Below are 13,835 nucleotides of genomic sequence, written 5' to 3'. Positions count from 1 at the left end.
ACATGGCCGCAGGTTAGCCTAGGGAGGCAAAATTCGCACCCTGTGTTTCAAGATCACCGCCTACCCTGAAGGAGCGAGCTTGCTCGCGAAAAACGTCAACGATGACGCGTGTATTCTGAATGAGCACATTGTTCTCTGGTTTTTCGCGAGCAAGCTCGCTCCTACAGGGATCGGCTTAGGCCGTGCTTGCGAAGTTTGCGATACAGGGTATTTCGGCTGACACCCAGCTGCTCGGCCGTGTGAGTCATGTGCCAGCGCGTTTGCTCCAGCGCATTGAGCAAGGCCAACCGCTCGGCATCCTCCAGCGGATGCTCCGATGGTGCCGGGGCAATATACGTTTGCGGCAACGCCTGGCGAATCATTGCCGGCAAGTCCGCAAGACCGATCCGCCCGCCGTCGCACAATGCCGCCAAGGTGCGCAGCACATTGCGCAGTTGGCGCACATTACCCGGCCAGGCAAACCCGAGCAGCGCCTGGCGCGCAGGCTCTTCAATCAGCACAGCGTCCGAGCCGGCCTCCTCGGCCAGCAGGAAATCGAGCAACTGCGATTTATCGGAGCGTTCGCGCAGCGCCGGCAAGGCGACTTCGAGTCCATTGAGCCGGTAATACAAGTCTTCGCGGAAACTGCCGTCCTGCACCCGCCCCAGCAAGTTACGGTGAGTCGCACTGATGATGCGTACATCCACCGCCTCCGGTTCACCGCCGATCGGCACCACCTGGCGATCTTCCAGCACCCTGAGCAGGCGGGTTTGCAATGCCAGGGGCATGTCACCGATCTCATCCAGGAACAGGGTGCCGCCATCCGCCTGCTGTAGTTTGCCTCGCATGCCTTCCTTGCGCGCCCCGGTGAAACTGCCGCCGCGATAGCCGAACAACTCACTTTCGATCAGGCTTTCGGGGATGGCCGCACAATTGAGCGCGACGAATGCTTTTTCGCAGCGCTGGCTGGCGTTGTGCACGGCTTTGGCAAAAGCCTCCTTGCCCGAGCCCGTCTCGCCGTTGATCAGCAGCGGCACGTCACGCTCGAAGACTCGCAAGGACTTGCGAAAATCCTCCTGCAGCGACGTATCCCCCAGGCAAATGCCGGCAGGACGCGGTTGCTGCGGCGCTACCGGGCTCTTTACTAGTGGTGCCGCAACACTGCGCGATTGCCCGCGCAACAAGGCGAACAGGTTGCGCCCGTCACGGGTGCGCAGTGGCCAACTGGCGCTGGCATTGATACTTGCACGACCGAGCAGCTCGTCCAGCGAACAATCGAAAAACGCCTCGACGGGCTTGCCGAGCAGCCCGCCGCGAATGTGCCCCAACAGATTCAGGGCGCTCTGGTTGACGGCGCTGATCCGCCCTTCCCCGTCAAATGCCAGCAAGCCTTCGCTGAACAGCCCGACGGATTCGGCTTGCAGGTGAAAGCGCAGCAGCCATTGATTATCGAAATAGCGCAGGAAGTAACAGCTCTCGATCATCTTCGCCGAGAGGTTGACCAGGGCCATGGTGTGGAACTGGCTCTGGCGCGATACATCGTGGCGCGCCGAGGACACGTCGAGCACCGCCAGCAGCTCGCCATGCGGGTCAAACACGGGGCTCGCCGAACAGGTCAGGCCGGTGTGACGCCCGCGAAAATGTTCATCCTGATGGATGGTCAGCGACTGACGCTCCACCAGGCAGGTGCCGATGCCATTGGTGCCTTCGCACGCTTCGCTCCAGTCGGCGCCCAGCCAGAGGCCGGCACGCTCGAAGATCTTGCGTTCGGCAGGCGCCGTGACACAGTTGAGAATCACCCCCCGGGCATCGGTCAGCAGCACGGCATGACCGGCGCCGGACAATTGCTGGTGCAGGCTGGTCATTTCAGTACCGGCGATATGCAGCACTTGCTGCAAGCGCTCGCGACTTTCCAGCACGCGGCCGTGCTCCAGCACCGTGGGCGCCATCGTCAGGGAAGGGTCAAGGTGATAATCCTCAAGACAACGCAGCCACGAACGGGCGATGGACGGATCACTGCCAGGGCCATGCAGGTGTGACTTGCCCTGGGTGACGGTCATGACCTGCTGGGCATGGCGGCTCAAATGATTGTCTTGCATCTCTTATTATTCTCCCGAGAGGTCCTACGCGGTCCATCACGCCCACTGAGCATCCTCCAGGCTCCAGCGCATTGCAATGCTGGCAAGACTGCCCAGTCACAAGGTGTGGCAAATCCGGCACAAACTGTCACCCACGCTGTGCCGATACCGTCACAGCGCCCGCCCACCCGTCCGAGAAAAACCGCGCAACCCCTTGATTCCCCTGCCCTGCAAGGCAGTGGCCCAACCTTTGCTCTACGCTTATGGCAAGCGCACATGCGCCACTCCCTCAATAAGCATAAAAGCCAAGGAGAACCATCATGCGTTACGCTCACCCCGGTACTGAAGGCGCTATCGTTTCGTTCAAAAGCAAATACGGTAACTACATCGGCGGCGAGTTCGTCGCGCCTGTCAAAGGTCAGTACTTCACCAATACCTCGCCAGTCAATGGCCAGCCCATCGCCGAATTCCCGCGTTCCACCGCCGAAGATATCGACAAGGCGCTGGACGCTGCACACGCCGCCGCTGACGCCTGGGGCAGCACTTCTGCCCAGGCGCGTTCGCTGGTACTGCTGAAAATTGCCGATCGTATCGAGCAGAACCTGGAAGTCCTGGCGATCACCGAGTCGTGGGACAACGGCAAGGCCGTGCGCGAAACCCTGAATGCCGACATCCCGCTGGCGGCCGACCATTTCCGCTACTTCGCCGGTTGCCTGCGCGCCCAGGAAGGCAGCGCTGCCGAGATCGACGGCAACACCGTGGCCTATCACATCCATGAGCCCCTGGGCGTGGTCGGGCAGATCATCCCGTGGAACTTCCCGATCCTGATGGCCGCCTGGAAACTCGCCCCGGCGCTGGCCGCCGGTAACTGCGTAGTGCTCAAGCCAGCCGAGCAAACTCCACTGGGCATCACCGTGCTGATGGAGCTGATCGGCGACCTGCTGCCGCCGGGCGTGCTCAACGTCGTGCAAGGCTTCGGCAAAGAAGCCGGCGAAGCGCTCGCCACCAGCAAACGCATCGCCAAGATCGCGTTCACCGGCTCGACCCCGGTGGGCTCGCACATCATGAAATGCGCCGCCGAAAATATCATCCCGTCCACCGTGGAGCTGGGCGGCAAGTCGCCGAACATCTTCTTCGCCGACATCATGGACGCTGAAGAAACTTTCATTGAAAAGGCCGCTGAAGGCCTGGTGCTGGCATTCTTCAACCAGGGCGAAGTCTGCACCTGCCCGTCCCGCGCACTGGTGCAGGAGTCGATCTACGACGACTTCATGAAAGTGGTGATGAAAAAAGTCCTGCAGATCAAGCGGGGCGACCCGCTGGACACCGACACCATGGTCGGCGCACAGGCGTCCGAGCAGCAGTTCGACAAGATTCTGTCGTACCTGGAAATTGCCAAGGGCGAAGGCGCGGAGCTGCTGACCGGCGGCAAGGTGGAAAAACTCGAGGGCAACCTGGCGACCGGGTATTACATCCAGCCGACCCTGCTCAAGGGCACCAACAAAATGCGCGTGTTCCAGGAAGAAATCTTTGGCCCGGTGGTGAGCATCACCACCTTCAAGGACGAAGCCGAAGCCCTGGCCATCGCCAACGACACCGAGTTCGGCCTGGGTGCCGGCCTTTGGACCCGTGACATCAACCGCGCCTACCGCATGGGCCGCGCCATCAAGGCCGGTCGCGTATGGACCAACTGCTACCACCTGTACCCGGCGCACGCCGCGTTCGGCGGTTACAAAAAATCCGGCGTCGGTCGTGAAACCCACAAAATGATGCTCGACCACTATCAGCAGACCAAAAACCTGCTGGTGAGCTACGACATCAATCCGCTGGGCTTCTTCTAAAACTCGCAGCACTTGCTCCCCCTGTGGGAGCGAGCCTGCTCGCGATAGCGGTTCACCCTTTCAACGCATCAGTTGAATGATCCACCGCCATCGCGAGCAGGCTCACACCCCACAAGGCCCACCCAAAACAATAAGAATGGTGAACCCTATGCCTAGCGAATCCCCTTCGGGCGTCCCGGCGACCGGCTCTTCCGTGGACTTTGAAAAAGTCGACTCGCAATACTTCCAGCAACGTGAACTGAAAAAAGGCGCCGCCGGCTGGGTCCTGCTGGTCGGCCTCGGCGTGGCCTACGTCATTTCCGGAGATTACGCCGGGTGGAACTTCGGCCTCGCCCAAGGTGGCTGGGGTGGCATGTTCCTCGCCACATTGCTGATGGCCACCATGTACCTGTGCATGTGCTTTTCACTGGCCGAACTGTCTTCCATGATTCCTACCGCTGGTGGCGGTTACGGTTTTGCCCGCAGCGCATTCGGCCCCTGGGGCGGATTCCTGACCGGAACAGCGATTCTGATCGAGTACGCCATCGCACCCGCAGCGATCGCGGTGTTTATCGGCGCCTATTGCGAGTCATTGTTCGGCATTGGCGGCTGGATGATCTACCTGGCGTTCTACATCATCTTCATCGCCATCCACATCTTCGGTGTCGGTGAGGCCCTGAAGCTGATGTTTATCATCACCGCCGTTGCCGCGCTGGCCCTGGGCGTATTTCTGGTGGCGATGGTGCCGCACTTCAACGTCGCCAACCTGCTGGACATTCCCGTAACGGACGCCAAGGGCGCGAGCAGCTTCCTGCCCTTTGGTTACGTCGGCGTGTGGGCCGCGATTCCCTACGCGATCTGGTTCTTCCTCGCGGTCGAAGGTGTGCCGCTGGCGGCAGAAGAAACCAAGAACCCGAAACGCGACCTGCCCCGCGGCCTGATCGGCGCGATGCTGGTGCTGGTGAGCTTTGCCCTGCTGATCCTGGTCATTGGGCCCGGTGGTGCAGGTGCCAACGCGCTGCTGACCTCGGGCAACCCGCTGGTCGAAGCCTTGAGCAAAGCGTATGGCGGTTCGACCTGGATGGGCGGCTTCGTCAACCTGGTGGGCCTTGCAGGCCTGATCGCCAGCTTTTTCTCGATCATCTATGCCTATTCGCGGCAGATTTTCGCCCTGTCCCGCGCCGGCTACCTGCCGCGCAAACTGTCTGAAACCAATAAAAGCAAAGCACCGGTGCTGGCGCTGATCATTCCAGGGATTATCGGTTTCGGCCTGTCGCTGACCGGCCAGGGTGACCTGCTCATCCTCGTGGCCGTGTTCGGCGCGACCATTTCCTACGTCCTGATGATGGCCGCCCACATCACCCTGCGCATTCGCCGCCCCAAAATGGATCGGCCATACCGTACGCCGGGCGGCATCTTCACCTCCGGCGTAGCCCTGGTACTGGCCTGCATCGCGGTAGTGGCGGGCTTCCTGGTGGATCCGCGGGTGGTCATCGGCGCAGCGATCATCTATGGAGTGTTAATTGCTTACTTTGCGTTCTACAGTCGGCATCACTTGGTAGCAGGCACGCCCGAAGAAGAGTTCGCGGCGATTCAGGCCGCTGAAAAAGCCTTGCACTGACCGCCGCAAACCACGGCGCAGGCCCGGCCTGCGCCGTCACGGAGAATCTGTATGGCTAGTTTTGCTCACACCGTCGGCGCCCAGGTCTATCGGTTCGAAAGCCTCAAGGACGTCATGGCCAAGGCCAGCCCGGCACGCTCCGGGGACTTCCTGGCCGGCGTTGCCGCGCTCAACGACGGCGAGCGGGTGGCCGCGCAAATGGCGCTGGCCGACATCCCGCTGACCCACTTCCTGCAGGAAGTACTAATCCCCTATGAAGCCGATGAAGTCACCCGGCTGATCATCGACACCCACGACAAGCAGGCCTTCGCGGTGGTCAGCCACTTAACCGTCGGCGGTTTTCGCGACTGGCTGCTCAGCGACCACGCCGACGAACAGAGCCTGCGCGCCCTCGCACCTGGCCTGATCCCGGAAATGGTCGCTGCCGTATCGAAGATCATGCGCGTACAGGACCTGGTGCTGGTCGCGCAGAAGATCCGCGTGGTCACCCGGTTCCGCGGCACGATGGGCTTGCGCGGCCGGCTCTCCACTCGTTTGCAGCCCAATCACCCCACCGACGAACCCGCCGGCATTGCCGCGAGCATTCTCGATGGCCTGCTGTATGGCAACGGCGACGCCATGATCGGGATCAACCCGGCCACCGACAGCATCGCCTCCATCTGCGCGATGCTGGAAATGCTCGATGCCATCATCCAGCGCTATGACATCCCGACCCAGGCGTGTGTGCTGACCCATGTCACGACCTCCATCGAAGCGGTCAATCGCGGAGTTCCCCTGGACCTGGTGTTCCAGTCCATCGCCGGCACCGAAGCGGCCAATGCCAGTTTCGGCATCAACCTCAATGTCCTGCAGGAAGGCTACGACGCCGGGCTAAGCCTGAATCGCGGCACTCTGGGGAAGAACCTGATGTATTTCGAGACCGGCCAGGGCAGTGCGTTGTCCGCCAACGCCCACCACGGGGTCGATCAACAGACTTGTGAAACCCGGGCCTACGCCGTTGCGCGACATTTCAAACCGTTCCTGGTGAACACGGTGGTCGGGTTTATCGGCCCCGAATACCTGTACAACGGCAAGCAAATCATCCGCGCCGGCCTCGAGGATCACTTCTGCGGCAAGCTGCTGGGCGTGCCCATGGGCTGCGACATCTGCTACACCAACCACGCTGAAGCCGACCAGGACGACATGGACACCCTGCTGACCTTGCTGGGCGTTGCCGGGATCAATTTCATCATGGGCATCCCCGGCTCCGACGACATCATGCTCAACTACCAGACCACCTCGTTCCATGACGCGCTCTATGCCCGGCAGACCCTGGGCCTGAAACCCGCGCCGGAATTCGAACAGTGGCTGGCCAGGATGGGCATCTTCACCCAGGCGGACGGCAAGGTCCTCTTCGGCAACAACCTGCCCCCGGCTTTCCGCCAGGCCTTGGCGCAATTGGGATGAGTGTTGATATGGACAAACCACCTGTTGATCCGCAAAACCCCTGGCTGGAACTGCGCCGCCTGACACCGGCGCGGATCGCCCTCGGACGAACTGGCACCAGCATGCCCACCAGTGCCCAGCTGGACTTCCAGCTGGCCCACGCCCAGGCGCGGGACGCAGTGCATCTGCCGTTTGATCACTCCGCTATCAGTGCACAACTTGATCAACGCGCACGTCAAAGCCTGCTGCTGCGCAGTGCCGCCACCGACCGCCACAGCTATCTGCAACGCCCCGATCTGGGCCGGAAATTGAGCGACGAGTCGGCCCAGACCCTGCGCGAACACGCACAAGCCAACCCCGGCGGAGTGGACCTGGTCATCGTGGTGGCCGACGGCCTGTCGGCGCTGGCCGTGCATCGGCACACCCTGCCTTTCCTGGAGCGCATGGAAGAACAGATCCAGGCCGAAGGCTGGTCAGTGTCGCCGGTGATCCTGGTGGAACAGGGTCGAGTCGCCGTGGGTGACGAAATCGGCGAGCTGCTGGGCGCAAAGATGGTAGTCATACTGATTGGCGAACGCCCCGGCCTCAGCTCGCCGGACAGCCTGGGGCTGTACTTCACCTACAACCCCAAGGTCGGACTGACCGATGCCTATCGCAACTGTATTTCCAACGTTCGTCTCGAGGGCTTGAGCTACGGCATGGCGGCCCATCGTTTGCTGTACCTGATGCGCGAGGCCTGTCGGCGGCAGTTATCCGGGGTCAATCTGAAGGATGAGGCCCAGGTGCAAACCCTCGAAGCGGACCCGGACGTTGAAATGAAAGGCAACTTCCTGCTCAGCCCACCAGAAGCCTGAACCGTTTCCGCATTGCGTTTGGCCTGCGGTTTCAGGCAGGATCGACGCACGGCTGCCGAGTGAGAACCGTTCGCCGCCAGAGCACGTGAAGACAGCCACTTGAAGACGAGACCTATCGATGCGGATTATTCAAGCGACCCTCGAACACCTGGACATGCTGACCCCGTTATTCGTCAAATACCGCGAGTTCTATGGCTCCCTGCCTTATCCGGACTCATCCCGGGCGTTCCTCGAAAAACGCCTGCGTCGCAAGGAGTCGGTGATTTACCTGGCCGTATCCGATGACGACAGCAAGCTGATGGGCTTCTGCCAGCTGTACCCAAGCTTTTCTTCGCTGTCGCTCAAACGCGTGTGGATCCTGAACGACATCTACGTCGCCGAAGATGCCCGGCGCCAACTGGTGGCCGACAATCTGATCCGCACTGCGAAGAAGATGGCCAAGGACACCAACGCCGTGCGCATGCGCGTTTCCACCAGCAGTGATAACGAAGTCGCGCAGAAAACCTACGAGTCCATTGGCTTCAAGGAAGACACCGAGTTCAAGAACTACGTGCTGCCGATCAGCGACGAACTCTGAGCGATACACCCGGAGCTCGCGACTGAGGGTGCACGCTCACCCTTTACTGTGGGAGCAAAGCTTGCTCGCGATAGCGGTGGCACATTCACCTCAGTTGCTGCATGACACACCAGATCGCGAGCAGCCCACACAAAACCCTGCCGAATACACCGCCGGTCTCCCCGACATCCCCCGCTACAAACTCAACGGGCTTTTCAGTTGTCAGCTCGTATAATGCCGACCTTTTCGGCTCGTAAGAAAAACTACATCCCCTTGTAGGCCTTTTCGCGTAGTCATTCGCACAGGCTTGCTGAGTCGGGCCGTCACCACAGGTGCTTTCCATGGATTTCAACCCGCTCGACCTTATCCTGCATCTCGACGTCTACCTCGATTTGCTGGTCAACAACTACGGGCCATGGATCTACGCCATTCTGTTCCTGGTGATCTTCTGCGAGACCGGCCTGGTGGTCATGCCGTTCCTGCCGGGCGATTCCCTGTTGTTCATCGCCGGTGCCGTAGCCGCCGGTGGCGGCATGGACCCGGTACTGCTGGGAGGCCTGTTGATGCTGGCGGCCATCCTCGGCGACAGCACCAACTACGTGATCGGACGAACGGCGGGCGAGCGCTTGTTCAGCAACCCCAACTCGAAAATCTTTCGTCGCGACTACTTGCAGCAGACCCACGACTTCTACGACAAGCACGGTGGCAAAACGGTGACCCTGGCGCGCTTCCTGCCGATCATCCGCACCTTCGCACCGTTCGTCGCCGGCGTTGCCAGGATGCCTTACCCGCGTTTCTTCTTTTTCAGCGTACTGGGCACCATCCTCTGGGTCGGCGGGCTGGTGACGCTGGGCTACTTCTTCGGCAACGTACCGTTCATCAAGACCAACCTGTCGTTGCTGGTGGTCGGCATCATTCTGCTGTCGCTGATTCCGATGATCATCGGTATCGTGCGCAGCCGCATGGGTGGCTCCAGCTCCAAAACCGCCCAACACTGACCGGCCATGTGGTCCCTGAGCGCCTGGCGGCGCCAGCGCATCCTGGCAAAGCACCCGATTGCCGACGACCTGTGGCAACGGGTGCGCCATCATTTGAGCTTCCTCGACGGCATCAGCGCCGAGGAAGACCAGTGGCTGCGTGAAGCCAGCGTGCTGTTCCTCGACGATAAACACCTGACCGCCCTGCCCGGCGTCGAACTGCACCAGGAACAGCGCCTGCTGTTGGCCGTCCAGGCGCAATTGCCGTTGCTGCACCTGGGTGACCTGAACTGGTATCAGGGTTTTCACGAGATCGTTCTGTACCCGGATGACTTCCTCAGCCCTCAGCGCCATCGCGACGCGAGCGGCGTCGAGCATGAGTGGGATGGCGAACACAGCGGTGAAGCCTGGCAGCAAGGCCCGATCATCCTCGCCTGGCCGGGCGTGATGGCCAGCGGCGGCTGGGAAGGCTACAACCTGGTCATCCACGAACTCGCACACAAACTCGACATGCTCAACGGCGACGCCAACGGCCTGCCGCCGCTGCATGCCGACATGCGGGTCAGCGACTGGGCCCGGGTCATGCAGCAGGCGTACGACGACCTCGATGGGCAACTGGACCAAGATCCCGACGCCCAGACCGCCATTGACCCGTACGCCGCAGAGAATCCTGCGGAGTTCTTTGCCGTCACCAGCGAATACTTCTTCAGCGCCCCGGATTTGCTGCACGAGGCGTATCCTCAGGTCTACGAGCAGCTGAAGCTGTTTTACCGGCAGGACCCGCTCGCCCGGCTGCGGCAACTTCAGGCCGAAGACCCGGTCTATCAGGCACACGACTAAGGTCTCTACGACCCTTGGTACGTGGCATCGACGGCGGAATATGCCTATAATCGCCGCCACTTTTTGGTCAATCCGGCCAAGTGTTTTTGGTCAACTAACGGGGGCACCGCCCAATGAGCTACAGCAAGATTCCGGCTGGCAAAGACCTGCCGAACGACATCTACGTCGCGATCGAGATTCCGGCCAACCACGCGCCGATCAAGTACGAAATCGACAAAGACAGCGATTGCCTGTTCGTTGACCGTTTCATGGCCACCCCGATGTTCTACCCGGCCAACTACGGTTTCATCCCGAACACCCTGGCTGACGACGGTGACCCCCTCGACGTGCTGGTCGTAACCCCTTACCCGGTTGCCCCAGGCTCGGTGATCCGCGCTCGTCCGGTCGGCATCCTGCACATGACCGACGACGGCGGCGGCGATGCCAAAGTCATCGCAGTCCCGCACGACAAGCTGTCCCAGCTGTACGTCGACGTGAAGGAATACACCGATCTGCCAGCCCTGCTGCTGGAACAGATCAAGCACTTCTTCGAGAACTACAAAGACCTCGAAAAAGGCAAATGGGTGAAGATCGAAGGTTGGGGCGACGCAGAAGCAGCCCGCACCGAGATCATGAAGTCGGTTGCGGCCTATAAAGGCTAAAGAAGCCGCTTCGAGCCCCAAGCTTGCAGCTTCAAGAAAAACCCCGGAGACCCGGGGTTTTTTATGGGCGCTGAAAAGCGCCTTAAACAATGTGTTTAACAACAAGCCGAATTGGTTTTTCTTTGTTTAATTTTCCTACAAAGCGTCTTACATCCCGTGGCAAAAATCAGGCGATATTTGAACGGCTCGTTGATTCAAAGCCTTGGCCCGCCGCATTAAACTCGCGTTTATGAAAAAGAACAAAACCTGTGGCAAACGATTCAAGGCAGCCCTCGAGGAAGCGAAGATCACGACGACGGCATTCGCCGACTTCCTGCAGATCTCCAATGCGCAAAACGTCCATAACTGGTACACCCGAGGCGTGCCCGAGTACCGCATGGAAGAAGTCGCCAGGATTCTGTCCATCAACAGCGCCTGGCTGAAAATCGGCGAAGGCCCCAAGGACGCCACGGAAGCGCGCCAGATCGAAAACACCGGCAACATCTTCGACGCCCATGCCATCCGCGGCACCTACCAGGTGATCGAGCCGACGGATGTCGAAGTGCCCTTCTACAAGGAAATGCCAATTACACCCGGCTCCAGCAAAACCCACGTCGGCAAGGACCCGGAAAACTTCATCCGCCTGCCCCGCTGCGACCTCGACTCCCTGGAAATCAAATATTCCGACGCCATTTGCGCACGAATGATGGGCAACAGCATGGCCGAGAAAATCGAAGACGGCTCCCTGCTCGCAATCGATCGCGGACTCACTCAAATCATCGACGGCGAGATCTACGCCGTCGAACACGATGGTATGCTCCTGATCAAATACCTGCACCGCGTGCCCGGCAACGCCATTCGCATGCGCAGTCACAACAACGCCCAATACCCCGACGAAGTCTTCCGCTCGGCGCAAATCGAAGAAGAAAACATCCGCGTGCTCGGCTGGGTCTTCTGGTGGTCCACCCTCAACAAACGCCGGCCGATCGTGCCGTTCCTGTAAACCTGACGAACTGACCTGTAGCAGCTGTGCAGCTAGCTGCTACACACCGAAACGCTCTACCGGCCACGTCACACTGGGAATTGCCCACAAAAATCAGTATGCTGCGCCCCACATTTGCGCATCGACCCTTCCGAGGCCCAGATCGCACCGACCTGGCAGATGATTTTCTCCCCAGGTCCCACAGCCGGACGCAAGAGCCGGGTGTACGTTTTGAAGGCTGGCGCGGTTTACCAAAAATGAATCAAGCCAGTCCCCGAGAAGCCGGCCACAAGCCGGCTTTTTAATGCCTGAAATAAACCTGTCCGCTTTGGCATCCTTCCTGATTGCTCTTGTGCTGGTCGACGCCACGACATGCTCCCAACGTCTGCGAAGAAAATCAGAATCTACCACAAACCTAAAACGGGCCAAACCCGTTTTGGGATAAACCTGAAAAAGGTTTATTTGATCTGTTGGTAAAAAATCGGCAGATCAGCATGAAGACGATTCACACAGCACCGTATCAACACTTTCTCGCGCTTTTGGTCGAGGCACGGAAGACCTCGCAGCTCACTCAGCAAGAGCTGTCCGAAAAGCTGGGCCGACCTCAGTCCTACGTATCGAAGTATGAGCGTGGAGAGCGCAGGCTCGACGTGATTGAATTCCTCGAGGTCTCCATGAATCTGGGTGCTGACCCGCACCGCATCCTGACCGAGATAGAACAAATGCTAATCAGGAACCGCCATGCCTAGAGCGAGCGGCCACTACATGCGCGTACTTGCCACTGGACGCCCGGTTTGTGCCGGAATGGCTTTTACATTATGAAAATCAAGATCCAAACGAGCGTTGCCGCGCCCATCGGTGAAACCTGGCAGGCGTTCAATAATCCCGGGGATATCCTGCAATGGGACGCCACTGATGATTGGCGCACCACTCATGCAGCGAATGATCTGACGGTGGGGGGGACAACTGTTGTTGCGTATTGAGGGTAATGACGCAAGCCTGGGTTTCTCTGTCGAACGACGGAGGCAAACTCACATCATTTGTGATTCTGCATTTTCGATGCGCTTCGACACACACTGGAAATAAATCGCCAATACTGCAGTGAGCAAAGTTAATGTAGAAGCCAAAATAAAAGGTGAGGCCCGACCAAACATTGAAATAAGCAGACTACCTAATATTGGGCCTAAGACGATACAGAGCATTTGCAGGCTTCTGAATGACGCTGAAACCCTTCCTAACTTTTCTGCTGGACAGAGATTTTGAAGTATGACATTAGAAGATATAATCAATAGCTCGTAGCCAAATCCATTTAGAAGCCAAGAGACCATAAAATAAGCAGGGTGGATAACAGAAGAGAAATACAAAATAATACATGCAGACAAGACCCCGGCACTAAAAAAAACCAACCCAAGAGTCCGCAACTTTATTTCATTAAACTTTATTATTTTAAATTTAACCGCAATGGCAGCACATACAGCACCCGCTGCGGTAGAGGATACTATTAAGGAAAAAACAATCGCTGGAAATTGAAGAGACGTTATGAGCGATGCAAGGTGAGGGTCGTAGCTAGCCAAAGCGAGAGATGTTAAGAGCGAGTAAAAAAAACCTATTTTTAACTAAAAGTCTAAAGATCGAAAGATCGAAAGATTTTAACTCCGTTTATAAGGTCGATAAAAACTGACCTTATAGTAAGCACAGCATTTGGCAGAGTTGGCTGCAAGCTAGGCCATATAAATCTTAAAAAGGGCACAGCCGCAAGTAGAAGTGCGACTGAAACCAAAAATATTGATTGCACAGGCAGAAAAATAGTGAGTACTCCAGCGAGAAGTGGAGTGGATATTTTTGTAAGTTGATCAAGCAGGCTAGAGTAACTAAAGAAATCTGTTCTACAGTCCGCTGACACTAGCTGCTTAATTGATATCGCTAATGCTGGAAAATATAGCATATTAGCTAGACCGGCGGCGGCAAAAACTGAGTGCAACACCTGACCTTTCCGGTACGGTGCTGCCCCATGTCCTATCACGAACTCAGCGTCGAAGAACGCGCCGCCATTCAAATCGGTCATATCCAGGGCCTCAGCCAG

13 protein-coding genes and 1 pseudogene are annotated in these 13,835 nt (G+C 58.6%); 11 read left to right on the top strand and 3 right to left on the bottom strand.

The window, feature by feature from the left end; all coding sequences use genetic code 11:
* Nucleotides 1–161 precede the first annotated feature (161 nt).
* Nucleotides 162–2,078, bottom strand: coding sequence for a sigma-54-dependent Fis family transcriptional regulator (locus IMW75_RS14675; protein WP_205893032.1), 1,917 nt, complete (start codon nt 2,076–2,078; stop codon nt 162–164).
* Between the two features lie 299 nt (nt 2,079–2,377).
* Here IMW75_RS14675 and exaC point away from each other — a divergent pair, with 299 nt between their 5' ends.
* The 11 genes from exaC (at nt 2,378) to IMW75_RS14620 (ending at nt 12,735) form a co-directional block, all read left to right on the top strand.
* The gene (gene exaC, locus IMW75_RS14670) at nt 2,378–3,898 is read left to right on the top strand and encodes an acetaldehyde dehydrogenase ExaC (RefSeq protein ID WP_045061518.1); all 1,521 of its coding nucleotides are present in this window, start codon (nt 2,378–2,380) and stop codon (nt 3,896–3,898) included.
* A gap of 148 nt (nt 3,899–4,046) precedes the next feature.
* The gene (gene eat / locus IMW75_RS14665) at nt 4,047–5,498 is read left to right on the top strand and encodes an ethanolamine permease (protein ID WP_045061519.1); all 1,452 of its coding nucleotides are present in this window, start codon (nt 4,047–4,049) and stop codon (nt 5,496–5,498) included.
* 51 nt (nt 5,499–5,549) lie between these two features.
* A complete protein-coding gene (locus tag IMW75_RS14660; RefSeq protein ID WP_205893031.1) occupies nt 5,550–6,944 on the top strand; it encodes an ethanolamine ammonia-lyase subunit EutB in 1,395 nt (464 codons plus the stop codon).
* 8 nt (nt 6,945–6,952) lie between these two features.
* Entirely contained in the window at nt 6,953–7,777 is an 825-nt protein-coding gene (gene eutC / locus IMW75_RS14655; protein WP_205893030.1) for an ethanolamine ammonia-lyase subunit EutC, read from the top strand.
* 118 nt (nt 7,778–7,895) lie between these two features.
* Entirely contained in the window at nt 7,896–8,354 is a 459-nt protein-coding gene (locus tag IMW75_RS14650) for a GNAT family N-acetyltransferase (RefSeq protein WP_045061522.1), read from the top strand.
* Nucleotides 8,355–8,674: 320 nt separating this feature from the next.
* Complete coding sequence (locus tag IMW75_RS14645; RefSeq protein WP_045061523.1) at nt 8,675–9,331, top strand: DedA family protein; 657 nt, start codon at nt 8,675–8,677, stop codon at nt 9,329–9,331.
* 6 nt (nt 9,332–9,337) lie between these two features.
* Nucleotides 9,338–10,150, top strand: a complete 813-nt coding sequence (locus IMW75_RS14640) for a M90 family metallopeptidase (RefSeq protein WP_205893029.1) — start codon at nt 9,338–9,340, stop codon at nt 10,148–10,150.
* 113 nt (nt 10,151–10,263) lie between these two features.
* Entirely contained in the window at nt 10,264–10,791 is a 528-nt protein-coding gene (gene ppa / locus IMW75_RS14635; protein ID WP_045061525.1) for an inorganic diphosphatase, read from the top strand.
* A 229-nt stretch (nt 10,792–11,020) separates the two neighbouring features.
* A complete protein-coding gene (locus tag IMW75_RS14630) occupies nt 11,021–11,773 on the top strand; it encodes a S24 family peptidase (protein ID WP_205893028.1) in 753 nt (250 codons plus the stop codon).
* A 473-nt stretch (nt 11,774–12,246) separates the two neighbouring features.
* Nucleotides 12,247–12,501, top strand: coding sequence for a helix-turn-helix domain-containing protein (locus IMW75_RS14625; RefSeq protein WP_205893027.1), 255 nt, complete (start codon nt 12,247–12,249; stop codon nt 12,499–12,501).
* 69 nt (nt 12,502–12,570) lie between these two features.
* On the top strand, nt 12,571–12,735 hold the full coding sequence (locus IMW75_RS14620; protein ID WP_205893026.1) for an SRPBCC family protein: 165 nt from the start codon (nt 12,571–12,573) through the stop codon (nt 12,733–12,735).
* 48 nt (nt 12,736–12,783) lie between these two features.
* Here the strand turns inward: IMW75_RS14620 and IMW75_RS14615 are convergent, their stop codons facing one another.
* Together IMW75_RS14615 and IMW75_RS14610 are read right to left on the bottom strand one after the other, a co-directional pair.
* Nucleotides 12,784–13,362, bottom strand: coding sequence for an MFS transporter (locus tag IMW75_RS14615; RefSeq protein ID WP_336512429.1), 579 nt, complete (start codon nt 13,360–13,362; stop codon nt 12,784–12,786).
* A gap of 14 nt (nt 13,363–13,376) precedes the next feature.
* A pseudogene (locus IMW75_RS14610) lies at nt 13,377–13,835 on the bottom strand (hypothetical protein); the annotation flags it as partial.

The organism is Pseudomonas gregormendelii (assembly GCF_017114825.1).
Classification (GTDB): Bacteria; Pseudomonadota; Gammaproteobacteria; order Pseudomonadales; family Pseudomonadaceae; genus Aquipseudomonas; species Aquipseudomonas gregormendelii.
This window is presented reverse-complemented; position numbering and strand designations above follow the sequence as displayed.

Excerpts from the sequence above, each read along its gene's own strand:
- IMW75_RS14625 (WP_205893027.1), top strand. The coding sequence starts at position 12,247 with ATGAAGACGATTCACACAGCACCGTATCAACACTTTCTCGCGCTTTTG.
- IMW75_RS14645 (WP_045061523.1), top strand. The coding sequence starts at position 8,675 with ATGGATTTCAACCCGCTCGACCTTATCCTGCATCTCGACGTCTACCTC.
- ppa (WP_045061525.1), top strand. The coding sequence starts at position 10,264 with ATGAGCTACAGCAAGATTCCGGCTGGCAAAGACCTGCCGAACGACATC.
- IMW75_RS14630 (WP_205893028.1), top strand. The coding sequence starts at position 11,021 with ATGAAAAAGAACAAAACCTGTGGCAAACGATTCAAGGCAGCCCTCGAG.
- IMW75_RS14620 (WP_205893026.1), top strand. The coding sequence starts at position 12,571 with ATGAAAATCAAGATCCAAACGAGCGTTGCCGCGCCCATCGGTGAAACC.
- eutC (WP_205893030.1), top strand. The coding sequence starts at position 6,953 with ATGGACAAACCACCTGTTGATCCGCAAAACCCCTGGCTGGAACTGCGC.
- IMW75_RS14660 (WP_205893031.1), top strand. The coding sequence starts at position 5,550 with ATGGCTAGTTTTGCTCACACCGTCGGCGCCCAGGTCTATCGGTTCGAA.
- exaC (WP_045061518.1), top strand. The coding sequence starts at position 2,378 with ATGCGTTACGCTCACCCCGGTACTGAAGGCGCTATCGTTTCGTTCAAA.
- IMW75_RS14650 (WP_045061522.1), top strand. The coding sequence starts at position 7,896 with ATGCGGATTATTCAAGCGACCCTCGAACACCTGGACATGCTGACCCCG.
- eat (WP_045061519.1), top strand. The coding sequence starts at position 4,047 with ATGCCTAGCGAATCCCCTTCGGGCGTCCCGGCGACCGGCTCTTCCGTG.
- IMW75_RS14640 (WP_205893029.1), top strand. The coding sequence starts at position 9,338 with ATGTGGTCCCTGAGCGCCTGGCGGCGCCAGCGCATCCTGGCAAAGCAC.
- IMW75_RS14675 (WP_205893032.1), bottom strand. The coding sequence starts at position 2,078 with ATGCAAGACAATCATTTGAGCCGCCATGCCCAGCAGGTCATGACCGTC.